The organism is Stenotrophomonas maltophilia, assembly GCF_001274595.1.
Lineage (GTDB): Bacteria > Pseudomonadota > Gammaproteobacteria > Xanthomonadales > Xanthomonadaceae > Stenotrophomonas > Stenotrophomonas forensis.
Genome location: NZ_CP011010.1, coordinates 3847233 through 3863523, shown reverse-complemented (window position 1 = coordinate 3863523; position 16291 = coordinate 3847233). Strand labels below are relative to the sequence as shown.

Sequence of the window (16291 nt, the reverse complement as noted above, 5' to 3'; positions counted from 1 at the left end):
TAATTCCCAAACCTTGAGCGGCTTCAAAAATCCTGATCAGCGTTCAGCGTTTTAGGAATGCTTGAATGGTTTGTGGGGCAATGGATTCCTAACATTCTCTCCGTCGCCCGCATCCACCTCCGCCGGCGGCGCTTCCCTCGCCTTTGCGGAGAGGGGAGCTTTCACGTTTCCTGTCCGAGAGAGACACGCCCCATGAACGTCATCATCAAGAAAGCCGCGCTCGCTGCAGCGCTGGCCACCGCTTCACTGTCTGCGCATGCAGTCGACACCCGCATCTCCGTCTACGCCAACGTGGACACCACACTTGCCTTCCAGCAGGAGAACGGCAGCCCGCTGCCGGACAGCATCACCATGAACTACCTGCCGGAGTTCAACGATGGCAGCGGTGGCAACGTCCGTCCCGGCGGCCTGGAGCCGTGGACGCTGATGACCCGCATCTTCACCAACGACGACAGCAAGGACATTCAGGTCAGCCTGCAGAATGCTCTGGAACTGGTGCCGACCATCGGCCACGTGGGTGCCACGCCGGTGCCGATGACCGTCAGCCTGCACAATCTGGAACTGACCACCGCCAGCCAGGATCTGAGCGCCACAGATCTGTTCGATGGTGCCATCGACGGCGTCTCCAAGCCGCTGGAACTGGCAATCACCCAGACCACCGCCGGGGTGCTGAAGTCCGGCAGCTATGAAGGCATGGCCACCATCGTGATGCGCCAGAAGCCGTAAGCACCACCCGCCGGCCCGTGATCGCGGGCCGGCCCCAATGCGATTCCCACTGCATGAACACTCCCGCCCCCGCCGTTACCCGGCTGGCGATGGCGCTCGCCTTGGCGCTGGCCCCCGCGCTGTGCGATGCGCGTACCGTCCCCGCCGGTTTCGAAGATCTGGTTGAAGGCCAGACCGAACAGCTGGACGTCAGCCTGTTTGGCCAGTCGGCCGGGCTGTCGCCGGTACGGGTAACGCTGGATGACGTGCAGTTGCTGGAGCCAAAACGTGTAGCCGAAGCCCTCGGGCTAACTGCCGAAGCACAGGCGGCCCTCCTTCCTGCGCTCTCGCAGCCGATGCCACGCAACAGCCATCTGGCCTGCCGCTACGGCGGCGCTGCAGCGGGCTGTGGCTACATGGCGCCTCCCGAGGAGCCCACTGCCGTAAGCGCGCTCTACGACGAGGGCGAAGGCTCGGTGCGCCTGTTCGTTGCCCGCCAGTGGATCCCCGGTGAAGTGCGCGAGCCGCACCGCTTCCACAGTGTCAGCAACAACGCCGAGAACGCGTGGCTGCACCGGCAGACCTTCAACATCAGCGGTGGCCGCGATTACCAGTCGTTGAGCGCACAGGGTGCAGGCACGCTGGGTGTGTTCGCGCGTGGCCACCTGGCAGGCGAGTGGAACTACAACCGCCAGCAGTACCGCCACGGCGGCAGCCGTGATGATTTCCAGCTGGACAGCGCTTATTACCGGCACGACCTGGGTCAGGAGCACTACGTGCAGGCTGGCCTGATGGACCGCCGCAACCTGTCCAGCACGCAGGGCGGCACCTTCGCCTTCGGAATGCTGCCACTGGACCGCTTCCGCGGCGTGCGCTTCGGCACCACATACGCTTACGTGGATGCCGACGGCGCCGTGCAGGCGTCACCACTGACCGTGCTGCTGGCGCGCGATGCGCGCGTGGATGCCTTCGATGGCGAGCGCCTCCTGCAGACCTTCTACCTGCAGGCGGGGGTGAACCAGCTCGACACCCGCAACTTCCCGATGGGCAGCTACAACGTCACCCTGCGCGTGTACGAGGACGGCATCCTGGTGCGCAGCGAAGATGCGCCGTTCGACAAGGGCGGCGACTGGACCGACAGCCGCATGCAGTGGTTCGTGCAGCTGGGACAGCGCGATGAGCGCCGCAGCAACACTTTCGACAGCGACCAGGCCCTGCATGCGGGCGTGCGCGTGCCGCTGGTGCGCGATGTGGCCGTTACCGCCGGTATGGCCGACATTGCCGGCTTCACCTATGGCGAAGTACGGCTGGATGTGCGGCGCCAGTTCACCACCCAGGATGTGCGCGGTGCCTTCAGCGTGCTGCGCGGCAGTGATGGCAGCAGCGGCCAACAGCATCAGCTGTCCTACCGCCGCACGGCGGCGTGGAACCTCTACCAGCAACGCATGCGCGGCAATGCCTGCCGCTTCCAGGACGATGCGCGCGACCGGCTGGGCTGCAGCGATTCGCTCAGCGCCTCGATGTCGCTGCCAGTGGCCGGCGGCAGTGCCTACGTGGGCTACACCCGCCGCCAGACCTGGCGGCCCGCGCGCGAGTTGCCCGGCTTTGGCGATGACCCGCTGGACGGGCTGCTGCCGTGGCTGCCGCCGGATCCGCTGCGCCCGCAGCGCGAGGCCCAGCGCAGCCGCACCTGGCAGGCCAGTTTCAGCCGTACCCATCGCTGGGGCGAGTTCACCGTTTCCACCCGCACCGGCGTGTGGCAGCAGCGCAACGACGCCGTGCTAGGCACACAGGGCAGCCGCGACCGTGGCGTGTTCCTCAGCGTCAGCCTGAGCCGCCTGCAGCAGGGCGAGCGCGGCAGCTCGCAGCGCCGCTATGCCGTGGATGCGCGCCAGCCCGAACACCAGCGCCCGGACGTGACCTACAGCGTGGCGCAGAGCCGGCGCCAGGACGTGGACGCCAACTACCGCGAAGTGACCGGCGAACTGCGCGCCACCAACAATGACCGCTACAGCGCCACGCTGGGTACGCAGCTGCAGAACCCGTGGGGCCAGACCGGCGCCACGCTGGCTGGCTACCGCCAGCCGGGCCGAAACACTTACTCGTACAGCGCCAACCACGCCTCCAGCTTTGCTCTGAGCCGCCGCGGTCTCTATTGGGGCGGCGGCGCCACCGCCGATGCCGGCTTGGCCGTGCAGGTGGATGACACCGACGACCTGGACCTGAGCGGCCTGGCCGCCGAGCTGCAGGTGGGCGGCGCACGCCGCCAGCGGCTGAAGCTGGGCGAGCGCCGGCTGATGCCGCTGCAGGCCTACCAGACCCACCGCGCCGAGCTGCAGGATGCAAGCGCGCTGGAGGGCATCGCTTCGGTGCGGGTAACCGGTGCTTCGGGCATGCGGCCGCTGTTCCTCTCGCCGGGCCGACTGGTACGCATGCCGGTGCCCATCGAGGTGACCTACACCTTCATCGGCAGTGCGCGCGACGTGGCAGGGATGCCGCTGGGCGGCGCCCGCATTCTCAACGCGCCGGTGCCGGGCACCAGCGCCAATGGCGGCTTCGTGGCCGAGTTTCCGCGCTTTGAGAAGACGCTTTATCTGCTGCAGGACGACCGCCTGCTGCAGTGCCCGCTGCAGATACGCGAACGCCGCAGCGTGGTGCTGCTGGTGGGCGCCGTCCAGTGCGAGCCGCTTGCCGTGGCGCTGCTGCCGCCAGAGATACGCCAGCAGGCGCGGGTGACGCGGCTGCTGCAGGAACAGGCCTTGATTGCGGTTGTGCCGCAGACCGCTGCTACAGGAGAAACGCCATGAGCCGGCGCGTGTTGTTTGTGTGGATGGTGATGAGTGCGCTGGCGGTGATGGTGCCGAAGGCGTGGGCGCAGAGGCCGCCACAGATGGATCCGCCGAGCGGTGTGATTACCCAGGACATCGTGATGAGCTGGGATCGATCAGCGATGCCGGGGGATGTCGAGATATGGCCTCGACGAACGTTGATTGCCCACGATCATCTTGATCTTTCGAAAAAGTATGGCGCACTGTTTTTTACGTGTGCGTCCGCGAGTGACTCGGCGAGGGGGCGGTGTGCAGTTGAGGACACGCATCAAACAGCCTCGACGCTCAGTGACGTCCCTACGATGTTCACCGAACAGCGGAGTGGCCTGCGCTCCAACATTGTTGTTTCCGTGGGCGTTCAGCGTGTTGATCCAAGCGCCGGCTGTTCGAGTAACTACTGGGGAGACCCGCAAGTGGCTGAGTCGTCCAATGGGCGGCCCTGCTTTGGCGGCCCTCAAGTTGGAACCGGAGGGGTACTAATGCTGGCCGCGCAAAGTCTTCAGTCTCTCACCGCAGGCCACTGGAAAGGCACCCTCGAGCTCCGCCTGCGCCGCCCACCTTCCGAGCGCCTCGCCACCTACATTTTCAACTTCGATTTCACGATCACCGACTACGACGCGATCTCGATCTACCTGCCCGCGTTCGAGAACGGCAACGCCAACGTCAACATGGATTTGCGCTACGACCCGATCAAGGGAGAGATTGGCGGCAGCAAGGACGTCGACATGTGCCTGTACGACGGCCTGGGTTCGCAGAGCGAACATCTCGGTATCACGGTGCGGGACACAGGCTCACGGCCCAGCGTCGGCGACGACTACCCACTCTGGCACCGCGATGCCACCGGCGACGACCGCGAACGCGTGAGCTTCAATGTCTGGCTCAACTATGCCGGTAGCAAGCGCCGCATGCGCAATAACGTGGAAGAGCAACTGCTGGGTGTCGACACAACCGCGCTGCGGCTGGTGAAGCTGCCCAAGTTCGACCAGCCCGTCTATTGCGTACCGACGCCGATCACTCTTGAAACGCCAGCCTTCAAAGCCAGCACCAAGCGTGAAGGCGTCTACACCGGTGAGCTGAAGGTGGAACTTCGCGTGCCCACCGCCCGGCCCTGATTCCCACGGAGATACTCATGAAAAAGTTCGTCTACCTGTTACTGCCGGTAGCGCTGCTGCATGCAGCATCCGCCCATGCCAATCTGACCGTTCACCCCATGCGCTCGTCGGTGGAGGGCAAGCGCAGTACGCAGATCCGCGTGTACTCGCAGTCCACCCAGGCACAGTACGTGCAGGCCACGCTGCGCCGCATCGACAATCCCGCGAGTGCCAACGAGCAGGAAAGCGAAGTTGAGCCGCATGAGGCCGCCATAGCGGTAACACCAGGGAAGTTCGCACTGGCTGGCGGCGGCAACCGCCTGATCCGCGTCATTCCGCTGCAGCCCGTGCAGAAGGAAACGGCCTACCGCGTGTACTTCGAGGGCGTGCGCGGGCCAGACGAAACCACGCAGGAAGGCGAAGGCCGCTCCCAGGCCAACGTAGGGGTCAGCCTGGTATGGGGTGCCTTGGTCAACGTGCTGCCCACCGATGGCGAAGTGGTGCTGCAGCTGCAGGGCAACACCCTGCTCAACACCGGCAGCCTGCGCGTGGGCATCACAAGCGTGGCCGAGTGCACCCGCGCGGGCGCATGCACCGCCCACGACATTACCCACAGCCTGTACCCGGATGCCGCGCTGGAGCTGCCCTTCCAGCCCAAGGCCGGCAACACCCTGCAACTGCGCTATCGCCTTACCCGCGACGGCTACCGCGAGCACGTGCAGACCGTCGCCGGCTCAGCAGGCTGAGGCCAGCCCCATTCTTTGGCCTGCGCATCGGCGTGGGCTGCTCTTTCCCTGTGTTGTTGAGGAGTTTCAATGAACCGTATCTATCGACGTATCTGGAATGCCGTCCGGCAGTGCTGGGTGGTGGCCAGTGAACTGAGCTCGCCGCGCGGCAAACCCGCGCAGACGCGAGTACTGATGTCCGCGCTTCTGCTGACGACCGCCGGTGGGGCCTTTGCGGCCAATGAAACGGATGACCTGGATCTGGCTACAGAATCCAGTTCCGGAACATTGCTGATCCAGAAGGAGCTCATCCCCGTGATGTCCTTCGCGGCGCCGAATTCTGTCGCATCGGCGATCGCACCGCGCGGGAGGTACGATCAGTGGGCGATTGTAATGAGCGGAAACTACGCCGATGCTCGTGTCAGCGGTGCTGATGTTCTGGCACTTGGCTCGCGCGCACAGATCTACGGCACCGAGTCTACCGGCCTGGGCAACTACGCAGAGACCAGCGGCGGATACGCTACTGCCGTGGGCCACTTCGCAAGGGCGTTTGGTGGACATGGCACCGCGCTGGGCACGAAAGCCTATGCCAGCGGGAAAGGTGCAACGGCGCTTGGCCACGATTCGCAGGCGTCTGCGGGGAACGCGGTTTCAATTGGCAGCGGCGCCCGCGCTTCCTACTCCGATTCTGTCGCCATTGGCGCAAACTCTGTGACCTATGGTTCCAACACGGTTTCAGTAGGCAGCAGCGGCGGGGAGCGTCGAATCACAAATGTGCGTGAGGGCAGCAACGGCACGGACGCGGTCAATCTAAACCAGCTCGCCAACACCAATCGCAACGTCGCCACGACATACGATATGGCGAGCACGGCTAAAAGTACGGCAGCGTCAGCGCAGACGACCGCAAACACCGCACAAAACACCGCCAATACCGCAAGAAGCAATGCAGATAGCGCGCTTTCGAAAGCCAATACGCTTTCAGCACTGCTCAGCCAGACAGCCAGTTACAGCGACATCCGCATCGGTGCCGGCAATAGTGGCTCACTGCTGGACATTCGCAACAGTGGCGGCTATACGCGCAGAATATACGGCGTCTCCGAGGGGACGATTAGTTCCAACAGCACAGACGCGGTCAATGGCGCTCAGCTGAATCGGGTTCAGAACGCCGCCTCCGACGCCAGGACTGTCGCGAACTCGGCGCAGACATCCGCCAATGCTGCGCAGACCACGGCCAACACTGCAAAGAGCAACGCTGACAGCGCTCTTTCGAAGGCAAACACCCTCTCGAATCTGCTAAGCCAGACAGCCAGCAACGGTGATGTCCGGATCGGTGCTGGCAATAGTGGCTCGCTGCTTGACGTTCGCAACAGCGGTGGCTATTCGCGCAAGGTCACTGGCGTTGCCGAGGGAGCGGTTGGTTCAAACAGCACAGACGCGGTCAATGGCACGCAGTTGAATCGGGTTCAGAACACCGCATCCGACGCCAGGACCGTGGCGAACTCGGCGCAGTCATCCGCCAATACCGCGCAGACCACGGCCAACGCAGCAAAGTCCAATGCCGACAACGCTCTTTCGAAGGCAAACATGCTTTCGACCCTGCTTAGCCAGACGGCCAGCAACGGCAATGTCCGCATCGGTGGTGGAAACAGTGGCACGATCCTTGACGTTCGCAACAGTGGCAACAGCAACCGCCTGATCACGGGCGTGGCCAAGGGAAAAGTCGATTCGACCAGCTCTGACGCCGTGAATGGTCAACAGCTATTCGCCACCGACGAGATTGCCCGTGGTGCCGGAACTCTGGCGCAGGGCGCGGTAGCTGCTGCGAACAATGCGGTAGCCAAGGTTACGGTGCTGGAGGGGTTGGTGCGCGAGGATGGGCCGGCAGGCAGTGTTCGCCTGGGAGGGAACAACGCCGGTTCCGTGCTGGATGTTCGTAACAAGAGTGATGGCAAGCGGAAGATCACTGGTGTTGCGGAGGGCTCGCTTGTTGCTGGAAGTGCGGACGCTGTGACGGGCGGGCAGTTGGCGACAACCAACGCTAACGTGGCTGGCGCTGAGAAGTCGATTGCCGATGTGGTGGCGCGCGTTGAGGCTGCATCCAGGCATATTGCGGTGGGTCGCCCCATTGATGATGAAAAGGCTCAGGCGGGCCGCCTCGGAGTTGCGATCGGTGACTCTGCATATGCAGCGCCAGCAAAGGATGGAGCTGTTGCGCTTGGTAGCTATTCGCGAGCCGAGGCAGAGGACTCAGTTTCGCTGGGACGAGCGGCATGGGTTCAGGAGAGTGCCAGCCGCGGTTTTGCACTGGGATCCCGCTCCGTAGTTGAGGAGGCGGGTGGCTTGGCCTTGGGGGCAAACAGCTCTGTAAAGAAGGGCGCTCAAAATGCAGTTGCGATTGGTTACGGATCAACGGCGTTGGAAAGCAACACTGCATCCTTTGGCGATGGTGCGCTGCAGCGTCGCCTCATCAACATCGCCCGCGGCACCGCCGACCACAACGCCACCACCGTCGGCCAGTTGAACGACAGCCTCGCCACCCTTGGTGGTGGCGCCAAGCTGGACGCCAACGGCAACGTGACGGCCCCCACCTACAGAGTCCAGAACACCGACCAGCGCACCGTAGGTGGCGCACTGGCCATCCTCGATGGCGCCGTCCTCCGCACCACCTCCCGCGTCGACGGCATGGAAGGCCAGCTCCGTTCCATCTTCCAGGACACCGCCAACGCCCGTGCCGATGGCTTCAACCAGCTCACCCTCGCTGGTGCGCAGGGCATGGTCATCTCCAACGTGGCCAACGGCCTGATTGCCGCCGGCAGCCGCGAGGCGGTCAACGGCGGCCAGCTGCACGCGGTGCAGCAGCAGCTCAATGGCCGCATCGACGGGCTGGAACAGCGTGTAGACGGCCAGGGCCCGGCGCCGCAGTCGCGTGCCATGGTGCTGGCATCCACCGAGCAGGACGCAGCGGCACCCACGCCGCCCGCCACGCAGGACGATAAGGTCGTCGCCGATACCGGCAACGCACCGAAGTCCTCGCCCGCGCCGCAGCCCAAGGCTGATGCGCCGGAATCACCCAAGCCGCAGGTCGACACCGCCGAGCTGGAGAAGATGCTGGCCCGCGCCAACGACTATAGCGATGGCATCGCCCGCGAAGTGGATGCGCGCTTGAACAAGATGGACAAGCGCTTCAACCGCATGGCGGCGATGAGCAGCGCGCAGACCGCGATGGCGATGAACACCGCCGGCCTGGCCACCTACAACCGCCTCGGTGCGGGCGTGGGCTATGCCGAGGGCGAATCGGCGATGGCGGTGGGTTACCAGCGCGTGTTGAACGACAAGGGTTCGGCCACCTTCAGCCTCAATGGTGCGTTCACCAACAGTGGTGAGCGCAGCGTGGGCGTGGGTGTGGGTATCGGCTGGTAAGCCATGGAGCCCCGGCGTGGTGCGCGTAGCGAGCCCTGCCGCGCCGGGGCGCTTGCCGAGGAGAAGGCGATGTACGGATGGGTACGCCAGTTCATCAACTATCGCAGTTTCTACCTGTGGCGCGCACGCTATCGGTACTACACGCGCAATGTGGACGGCTGGATTCTGTCCAGCGCGCTGTGCCTGGCGTGCATGGCGATGGTGCTGTGGTACTACTGGCGGGTAGCGAGCGTGCCGCCCCCACGCGTGCATCCCGAAGCGGCAGCGCTGCGCGTGGAGAACATCACCCATGAGGCCATCCGCCGCATCGTGCGGGTACGGCACGGCGGCAGCATGCCTGGCGAGATGTTCAGCACGCCCGAAGAGGTCCGCGCCGGCACACTGCGCACGCTGCAGGTGCGGCAGCTGCTGGACAGTGCGGAGGCGTGGCAACTGAAGGCCCACCTGCTGGCCGACATGGCCGACTACATCACCGCCACCGGAAGCTGCTTCCCCTACGAGTGCTGGCGGGTGACGCATCGCCTGGAGCTGCTGCGGACGGCGCAGGCGGAGAATACGGCGATCAACGAGGCACTGGCGTCGGTGCTGGTCGAGCCGTTGGACAGGATGCCGAACCTCGATGGCGGTGAGCGCACGCGCGTGCAGAGCGCCTGGTCCGATACGTTCGGCGATGCCTACAACCACACCTGGTTGCTGGGGGATCTGCAGGCCATGCACGCACGGATGATGCTGGAATACCCGCAACGCGCGGGCGCACCGTGGCTGGCGCGCTTGCTGACCGGGGATGCGGAAGAGCCGCACCTGTACCCCCTGTAGCGCCGAGCCGTGCCCGGCTGCCTTTCGGTCAGGTACCCGGATACTCGAAGTAGAGTGCGGACCGACGGTCCGCACCCACTACAGCCCGCCAGAGGTTCTTCCCATTATCCGCCGATGTAGGCGGTGATCTCGGCCTCGGCCAGCACCTGCCGCAGCTGTGCCACGGAGGCACGCCGCATCGGCTTCTCGTCCACCGGCGACAGCGGTGCCTGGCGCAGGGCGTCATAGGGCAGCACTGCCAGGTCGAAGGTCAGCTCTTCGGCACTGAACACCCAGACCGGCACGTCGAGGCTGCGCTCGCGGTCCATGCGCAAGCGACGCGTGCGCGATTCGGCCGGGATGCCATGCTCGTCCAGGAAGCGATGCACGGCCTCCGGGTCGTCGCTGTGCAGGTGCAGCTGCACGGGGCTGTTGGCGTCGGCAGTGCCCTCCAGCACCGGGCCGGCCAGTCGCGGCGCGAAGCCGTGCAGGAACTCCAGGGCGCGCATCGCGGCTTCGCGGCGGCGCTGCAGTTCGTTGCCATGCTGCGGCCCGGAGAACAGCCGCTGGTACTCGCGCAGGGCGTCCTCGATCTCGGTGTTGCGGGGCAGGGAGGCATCGTCGTGGATGCCGAGGCGGCTGGCGGCCTTCAACTTGGCCTGGTGGTAGTCGCGGATGCCGCCTTCGGCCATCAGGCGGGCGGCTTCGTGGGCGAGGCGGTGACGCCGCTCGCGGGTCTGGCTGGCAGCATGCTGGCGCGCGCGATGCATGCGATGACTCCTGTTGCGACCTGGCTACAGACTAGCGCACGGATGTGACATCTGCGTGGGGGCGGACATTGGTAGCGGCCAACCTTGGTTGGCCATCGTTGCGGGTGCCGACCTTGGTCGGCACCCCAGTGACCCTTCCTCAGAAGATATCAAACGCGGCGGCGTCGGCCTGCGGCGTATTGAGGTTCAGGTCGTAGTCGGTCAGGCGGTCCATGTCTTCCACCTTCACCCACTCGGTCGCGCCGTTGAGGGTGGCCTGGACCATGCCGCTGGGCGGGTCGTTCTGCGCGATCGGGGTGTCCTTCAGCGCGGTGCGCATGTAGTCGATCCAGATCGGCAGGGCGGCCTTGCCACCGTATTCGCGGTAACCCAGCGAGCGGAAGTCGTCGCGGCCCACCCACACGGTGGTCACGTACGGGCCGCCGAAACCGGAGAACCAGGCGTCGCGGTGGTCGTTGGTGGAGCCGGTCTTGCCGCCCACGTCCTCGCGGCCGAGTACCTTGGCCTGGACGCCGGTACCGCGCTGGACCACGTCGCGCATCATCGACACCAGCTGGTAGGCGGTGCGGGCGTCGATCGCGCGCGGGGCGGTGCGGGCATCCGGGTTGGCCGGTACGGCAGCGGTTTCGGTCTTGGCTTCGGCCTTGGCCGCAGCGGCCGGGTCGACCTTCGGCGCGGGGGCACCGAAGTTGAAGCCGTCCACGACCTGGTTGACCGGCTGGTCGCTGCTGCCGGCGCACTCGCGGCAGGCCAGCGCCGGGTTTTCCTTGAACACCAGGGTGCCGTCGCGGTCGTTGACCTGGTCGATCAGCCAGGTGTCCACGCGCGAGCCGCCATTGGCGAACACGGCGTAGCCACGGGCCACCGACAGCGGGGTGAGCGAGGCGGTGCCCAGCGACATCGACAGGTTCGGCGGCAGTTCCGATTCGGCAAAACCAAATTCGCTGATGTACTTGCGCGCGTAGTCCACGCCCATGCCGTCAAGCAGGCGTACCGAGACCAGGTTGCGCGACTGCACCAGTGCTTCGCGCAGGCGCATCGGGCCGCGGAAGCCGCCGCCGTCGTTCTGCGGGGCCCAGGTCTTGCCGCGGCGGTCGCGGAACACGACCGGGGCGTCGAGCACGATCGAGGCCGGGTTGTAGCCCTTGTCGAAGGCGGCCGCGTAGACGAACGGCTTGAAGCTCGAGCCCGGCTGGCGACGGGCCTGGGTGGCACGGTTGAACTTGTTGCCGGAGAAGCTGAAGCCACCGACCAGCGCCTTCAACGCGCCGTTGTGGGCATCCAGCGAGACCAGCGCGGACTGGCCGCGCGGCAGCTGGTCCAGCAGCCACTCACCGTCCTTGGCGCCGGCACGCACGCGCACGATGTCGCCGCGCTGCACCAGCTTGCCCGGGGTCTTGTTGGTCCACTTGGCGGCGCCGGCCGGCAGCACGATCTCGCTGCGGTTGGCCAGCACCACGGTGGCGCTGCCGTCGGCGCCGGTGCTGGCAACGATGGCCGGCAGCAGGCCGGACTGGCCGAACATGCCGCGCAGGTGCTCGGCGAGGGCGGCGGCATCTTCGCCGGCCCCCACCTGGACCTGCTTCTCCACGCCGTGCCAGCCGTGGCGGTGGTCGTACAGCAGCAGGCCATCGCGGACGGCCAGGTTGGCGGCAGTCTGCAGGGTCGAGTCGATGGTGGTGGTGACGCGGTAACCCTTGTTGACCACATCGCCGCCGAAGCGGGCGATCATTTCCTGGCGCACCAGTTCGGCCACGTAGGGGGCATCGACCTGCACCGGCGGCTCATGCGCGCTGGCATGCATCGGCACCGCCTTGGCGGCGTCGGCCTCGGCCTGGGTGACGAACTTCAGGTCGGCCATGCGCTGCAGCACGTAGTTGTCGCGGCGCTGGCGGGCACGTTCCGGGTTGGAGATCGGGTTGCCGGAAGAGGGGAACTTGGGGATGCCGGCCAGCGAGGCCATCTCGTCCAGGTTCAGTTCGCCCAGCTTCTTGCCGTAATAGAACTCGGCGGCAGCGGCCACGCCGTAGGCGCGGTTGCCGAAGAAACTCTTGTTCAGGTACAGCTCGAAGATCTCGTCCTTGCTCAGCTCGGACTCGATCTTCCGCGCCAGCAGGATCTCGGCCAGCTTGCGGGTATAGCTGTACTCGGAGCTGAGGAAGAACTGGCGGGCGACCTGCTGGGTGATGGTCGAACCACCCGGCACGCGCTTGTCGTTGGTGGTGGCCAGCAGCCACACCGCGCGGCCGATGCCCATGTAGTCCACGCCGCCATGCTCGTAGAAGCGGGCATCCTCGGTGGCCAGGAACGCCTGCTTCAGGCGCTCGGGCACGTCCTTCATGGTGACCGGGGTACGGCGGGTCTCGCCGAACACCGCCATCAGCTTGCCGTCGGCGGCATAGACGTACATGGGCTCCTGCATCTCCACGTCGCGCAGGGTCTGCACGTCGGGAAGCTTGGAGGATACGGCGTAGTACAGACCGCCCACGGCGGCCGCGCCGATCAGCGCCAGGACCAGGACAATCAGGAAGATCCAGCGCAGCCAGCGGCGGAGTCGAGTCATCGGGTTCAGATTCCGATTGCGAATTTCGTGGTCGCAGAGTATAGATTACGCAAGGTGGCGGCTGGGGTCGGCACTGGGGAGCGCAAGGGGAACTGCCAGGGGCTGCAATGTGAATCCGTGAGGGACTTCACAGCAGGGTCGTTGCCATTTGCTAAGAATACGTTATTAATGCTCGGACGCAGGTCTTGTGTCCAAGTGCCCGTCGGCAGGGGAGAAACCGTGGGGCTCATCCCAAAAAGTCAGTCGCCGCTTGTAGGCGTCGACATCAGTTCGACTGCGGTAAAGCTTTTGCAGCTGTCCCGCAGCGGCAATCGTTTCCGTGTGGAACACTATGCTGTGGAACCACTTCCGCCGAATGCGGTGGTGGAGAAGAACATCGTGGAGGTGGAAGCGGTCGGTGAGGCCATCCGCCGGGCGATGAACCGTTCAGGCAGCAAGGCCAAGCTGGCCGCTGCCGCCGTCGCCGGGTCGGCGGTGATCACCAAGGTGATCCCGATGCCGGCCGAGCTCGACGAAAACGACATGGAAGCCCAGATCGAGCTGGAAGCGGTCAACTACATTCCGTATCCGATCGAGGAAGTGAACCTGGACTTCGAGGTGATCGGGGCGATCCCGAACAACCCCGAGATGGTGCAGGTACTGCTGGCGGCGTCGCGTTCGGAGAATGTGGAGCTGCGCCAGTCGGCGCTGGAGCTCGGTGGCCTGCAGGCCAAGGTGATGGACGTGGAGGCCTTTGCGGTCGAGAACGCCTACGCCCTGGTCGCCAGCGAGCTGCCGGTGTCCATCGACGGTGTCGTCGCGCTGGTCGACATCGGCGCGACCATGACCACCCTCAATGTCCTGCGCGGCGGCCGCAGCCTGTACAGCCGCGAACAGGTGTTCGGTGGCAAGCAGCTGACCGACGAGATCATGCGCCGCTACGGCCTGAGCTACGAGGAAGCCGGCCTGGCCAAGCGCCAGGGTGGGTTGCCGGAAAGCTACGAGATGGAAGTGCTGGAGCCGTTCAAGGAAGCGACGGTGCAGCAGATCAGCCGCCTGCTGCAGTTCTTCTATGCAGGCAGTGAGTTCAACCGCGTCGATCACATCGTGCTGGCCGGCGGCTGTGCCGTGCTGGGTGGCCTGCCGGAGATGGTCGAAGAACAGCTGGGCGTGCCGACCGTGGTCGCCAACCCGCTGGCACAGATGACCCTGGGCCCGAAGGTGAACGCGCATGCGCTGGCCCAGGATGCCCCCGCGCTGATGATCGCCACCGGTCTGGCGCTGAGGAGCTTCGACTGATGGCACGCATCAATCTATTGCCCTGGCGCGCCGAGCGGCGCAAGCAACGCCAGCGTGAGTTCTACGCAATGCTGGGCATGGCTGCGATCGGTGGCCTGCTGCTGTCGCTGCTGATCTGGTTCTACTACGACCGCCAGGTGAGCGGCCAGATGGATCGCAATGCCTATCTGTCGGCCGAGATCGAGAAGGTCAAGGAACAGAACAAGGAGATCGACCGCCTCGATGCGCAGAAGGAACGCCTGCTGGCACGCAAGAAGGTGATCGAGGAACTGCAGGCCAAGCGCTCGCAGATGGTCCATCTGTTCGATGCGCTGGTGCGTACGATTCCCGATGGCGTGGTGCTGACCGCGCTGAAGCAGGAAGGCGACGTGCTGACCCTGGAAGGCCGTACCCAGTCCAACGCCCGTGTTTCGGCCTACATGCGCAACCTGGACACCTCCGGCTGGATGACCAATCCGGAGCTGTCGATCATCGAGGCACGCGAGCCGGAGAAGGACAAGGACGGCAAGACCGGTCCGGTTACCGACATCAAGGCACTGCCGTACGTGTTCGTGGTCAAGGTGAAGCTGCCGGCACAGAGCGAGGAGGTTGCGGCGACGCCGGGCCTGAACGCGGATGGCACGGTTGTTTCGGCACCGCCGGCTGCGGTGGCCCCGCTTGCCGCAGGTCCGGACGCTGCCGCACCTGCCACGCCTGCTGCCCCGGCTGCGGCTGCGGCCGCGAATGCGCCGGCACCGGCACCGGCGGCACCTGCCGCAGCGCCGGCGGCTGCACCGGCCACTGCACCGGCCAAGCCGAACCAGCCGGCAGCACCGGCTGCCAAGCCGGCGCCGAAGCCTGAGGGAAGCCGCCTGGCGCAGCCGCCGCAGGCCTTCATCGCGCCGCTGCAGGGGGACCGCGCATGAGCCAGAAGATCGATCTGAAGAACCTCGATTTCAACGACATCGGCAACTGGCCGCAGAAGGCCAAGATCGTCTTCTGCTCGGTGCTGGCGCTGGTGATCATGTTCCTGGCGTGGATGCTGCTGATCAGCGGCAAGCGCGAGGAGCTTGCTGGCCTGGAATCGAAGGAAGTCGAGCTGCGTTCCGAGTTCACCAAGCAGCAGGAACGCGCGGTGAACCTGGCCCCGCTGAAGCAGCAGCTGGCGCAGATGGAGCAGGTGCTGCAGCAGATGCTGCGGCAGCTGCCGAGCAAGACGGAAATGCCCGACCTGATCATCGACATCTCGCAGACCGCGTTGTCCAGCGGCCTGGCCAACGAGCTGTTCGAGCCCGAACAGGAGCAGGTCAAGGAGTTCTACGCCGAGAAGCCGATCAAGCTGCGGATGGTGGGCAGCTACCACCAGTTCGGCGCGTTCGTCAGCGGCGTGGCGTCGCTGCCGCGGGTGGTGATCCTGACCATGCACGACATCAACCTCAAGCCCAAGGACAAGTCCAAGGGCAATGTCCGCAGCGGTGCGCTGGAGTTGTCCGGCACGGTCAAGACCTATCGCTATCTGGACGAGACCGAAGTGCAGGCGCAGCAGGCTGCTGCCGATGCCGAGGCGAAGAAGAAGGGCAAGGGGGGCAAGAAGTGATGCGCACGTACATCGCACGCGGTGCAATGGCGTTGGCGGTCCTGTTGCTGGCCGCCTGCGGCCGCGGCGTGACCAGCACGCCCGGCGACGCCCCCAACCTGGAAAAGTGGGTGGAAGGCGAGCGGGCTCGGCCGGCGCAGCCGCTGGAGCCGCTGCCGGTGATGCAGCAGTTCGAGACCTTCGAGTATTCGGCGCAGGGCATGCGTGACCCGTTCACCGATGCCTGGACCAATCCGCAGCAGGGGAATGGCGGATTGCGTCCGGATCCGAACCGGCGCAAGGAGCCGCTGGAAGGCTTCCCGCTGGACGCACTGGACATGGTCGGCACCATCGGCACGGGTGCAGGCGTCGTCGCGCTGGTGATGGGGCCGGACAAGGTGACCTACCGGGTGCGCCCGGGCGGTTACCTGGGACAGAGCGACGGGCGGATCACGGCGGTCTTCGAAGACCGCGTGGAGCTGATCGAACTGGTGCCGGATGGTGCGGGCGGCTGGCTGGAACGGCCGGCAACGCTCTCGCTTGAAGATCAATGATCGTTTA

The 16291-nt window shown here is 65.4% G+C and carries 12 protein-coding genes; 10 read left to right on the top strand and 2 right to left on the bottom strand.

The features are described from left to right. The first annotated feature begins 192 nt into the window (after window positions 1-192). The 6 genes from VN11_RS17615 (at window position 193) to VN11_RS17585 (ending at window position 9585) form a co-directional block, all read left to right on the top strand. Entirely contained in the window at window positions 193-726 is a 534-nt protein-coding gene (locus tag VN11_RS17615; protein WP_053450680.1) for a CS1 type fimbrial major subunit, read from the top strand. 53 nt (window positions 727-779) lie between these two features. After that, window positions 780-3512 carry a TcfC E-set like domain-containing protein gene (locus VN11_RS17610; RefSeq protein ID WP_053450679.1) on the top strand — a complete coding sequence of 911 codons (2733 nt, stop codon included), beginning with the start codon at window positions 780-782 and terminating at the stop codon, window positions 3510-3512. Next, entirely contained in the window at window positions 3509-4645 is a 1137-nt protein-coding gene (locus VN11_RS21945; protein ID WP_187299778.1) for a CfaE/CblD family pilus tip adhesin, read from the top strand. Before VN11_RS17610 ends, VN11_RS21945 begins: the two co-directional genes overlap by 4 nt. Before the next feature lie 17 nt (window positions 4646-4662). Then, a complete protein-coding gene (locus tag VN11_RS17600) occupies window positions 4663-5370 on the top strand; it encodes a pilus assembly protein (protein ID WP_053450678.1) in 708 nt (235 codons plus the stop codon). Between the two features lie 69 nt (window positions 5371-5439). Continuing rightward, window positions 5440-8769 carry an ESPR-type extended signal peptide-containing protein gene (locus tag VN11_RS21940; RefSeq protein ID WP_080374959.1) on the top strand — a complete coding sequence of 1110 codons (3330 nt, stop codon included), beginning with the start codon at window positions 5440-5442 and terminating at the stop codon, window positions 8767-8769. Window positions 8770-8838: 69 nt separating this feature from the next. Further along, on the top strand, window positions 8839-9585 hold the full coding sequence (locus VN11_RS17585) for a hypothetical protein (protein WP_053450676.1): 747 nt from the start codon (window positions 8839-8841) through the stop codon (window positions 9583-9585). Between the two features lie 104 nt (window positions 9586-9689). Here VN11_RS17585 and VN11_RS17580 read toward each other — a convergent pair whose 3' ends face one another. After that, entirely contained in the window at window positions 9690-10334 is a 645-nt protein-coding gene (locus VN11_RS17580) for a hypothetical protein (RefSeq protein WP_006466035.1), read from the bottom strand. 139 nt (window positions 10335-10473) lie between these two features. Continuing rightward, window positions 10474-12897: a penicillin-binding protein 1A gene (locus VN11_RS17575; RefSeq protein ID WP_053450675.1), complete on the bottom strand. Its 2424-nt coding sequence runs from the start codon at window positions 12895-12897 to the stop codon at window positions 10474-10476. A 219-nt stretch (window positions 12898-13116) separates the two neighbouring features. On the opposite strand from VN11_RS17575, the gene VN11_RS17570 reads away from it, so the two are divergent. The 4 genes from VN11_RS17570 to VN11_RS17555 are packed head-to-tail and all read left to right on the top strand — an operon-like array spanning window position 13117 to window position 16284. After that, window positions 13117-14175 carry a pilus assembly protein PilM gene (locus VN11_RS17570; protein WP_005410860.1) on the top strand — a complete coding sequence of 353 codons (1059 nt, stop codon included), beginning with the start codon at window positions 13117-13119 and terminating at the stop codon, window positions 14173-14175. Further along, the gene (locus tag VN11_RS17565) at window positions 14175-15080 is read left to right on the top strand and encodes a PilN domain-containing protein (protein WP_053450674.1); all 906 of its coding nucleotides are present in this window, start codon (window positions 14175-14177) and stop codon (window positions 15078-15080) included. Before VN11_RS17570 ends, VN11_RS17565 begins: the two co-directional genes overlap by 1 nt. Next, a complete protein-coding gene (locus VN11_RS17560; protein WP_006465991.1) occupies window positions 15077-15751 on the top strand; it encodes a type 4a pilus biogenesis protein PilO in 675 nt (224 codons plus the stop codon). The genes VN11_RS17565 and VN11_RS17560 overlap by 4 nt, the downstream gene beginning before the upstream one ends. Then, the gene (locus VN11_RS17555; RefSeq protein ID WP_006465989.1) at window positions 15751-16284 is read left to right on the top strand and encodes a pilus assembly protein PilP; all 534 of its coding nucleotides are present in this window, start codon (window positions 15751-15753) and stop codon (window positions 16282-16284) included. Before VN11_RS17560 ends, VN11_RS17555 begins: the two co-directional genes overlap by 1 nt. Window positions 16285-16291 lie beyond the last annotated feature (7 nt).

Excerpts from the sequence above, each read along its gene's own strand:
- VN11_RS17565 (WP_053450674.1), top strand. The coding sequence starts at position 14,175 with ATGGCACGCATCAATCTATTGCCCTGGCGCGCCGAGCGGCGCAAGCAA.
- VN11_RS17610 (WP_053450679.1), top strand. The coding sequence starts at position 780 with ATGAACACTCCCGCCCCCGCCGTTACCCGGCTGGCGATGGCGCTCGCC.
- VN11_RS17615 (WP_053450680.1), top strand. The coding sequence starts at position 193 with ATGAACGTCATCATCAAGAAAGCCGCGCTCGCTGCAGCGCTGGCCACC.
- VN11_RS17585 (WP_053450676.1), top strand. The coding sequence starts at position 8,839 with ATGTACGGATGGGTACGCCAGTTCATCAACTATCGCAGTTTCTACCTG.
- VN11_RS17600 (WP_053450678.1), top strand. The coding sequence starts at position 4,663 with ATGAAAAAGTTCGTCTACCTGTTACTGCCGGTAGCGCTGCTGCATGCA.
- VN11_RS17560 (WP_006465991.1), top strand. The coding sequence starts at position 15,077 with ATGAGCCAGAAGATCGATCTGAAGAACCTCGATTTCAACGACATCGGC.
- VN11_RS17555 (WP_006465989.1), top strand. The coding sequence starts at position 15,751 with ATGCGCACGTACATCGCACGCGGTGCAATGGCGTTGGCGGTCCTGTTG.
- VN11_RS17575 (WP_053450675.1), bottom strand. The coding sequence starts at position 12,897 with ATGACTCGACTCCGCCGCTGGCTGCGCTGGATCTTCCTGATTGTCCTG.
- VN11_RS17580 (WP_006466035.1), bottom strand. The coding sequence starts at position 10,334 with ATGCATCGCGCGCGCCAGCATGCTGCCAGCCAGACCCGCGAGCGGCGT.
- VN11_RS21945 (WP_187299778.1), top strand. The coding sequence starts at position 3,509 with ATGAGCCGGCGCGTGTTGTTTGTGTGGATGGTGATGAGTGCGCTGGCG.
- VN11_RS21940 (WP_080374959.1), top strand. The coding sequence starts at position 5,440 with ATGAACCGTATCTATCGACGTATCTGGAATGCCGTCCGGCAGTGCTGG.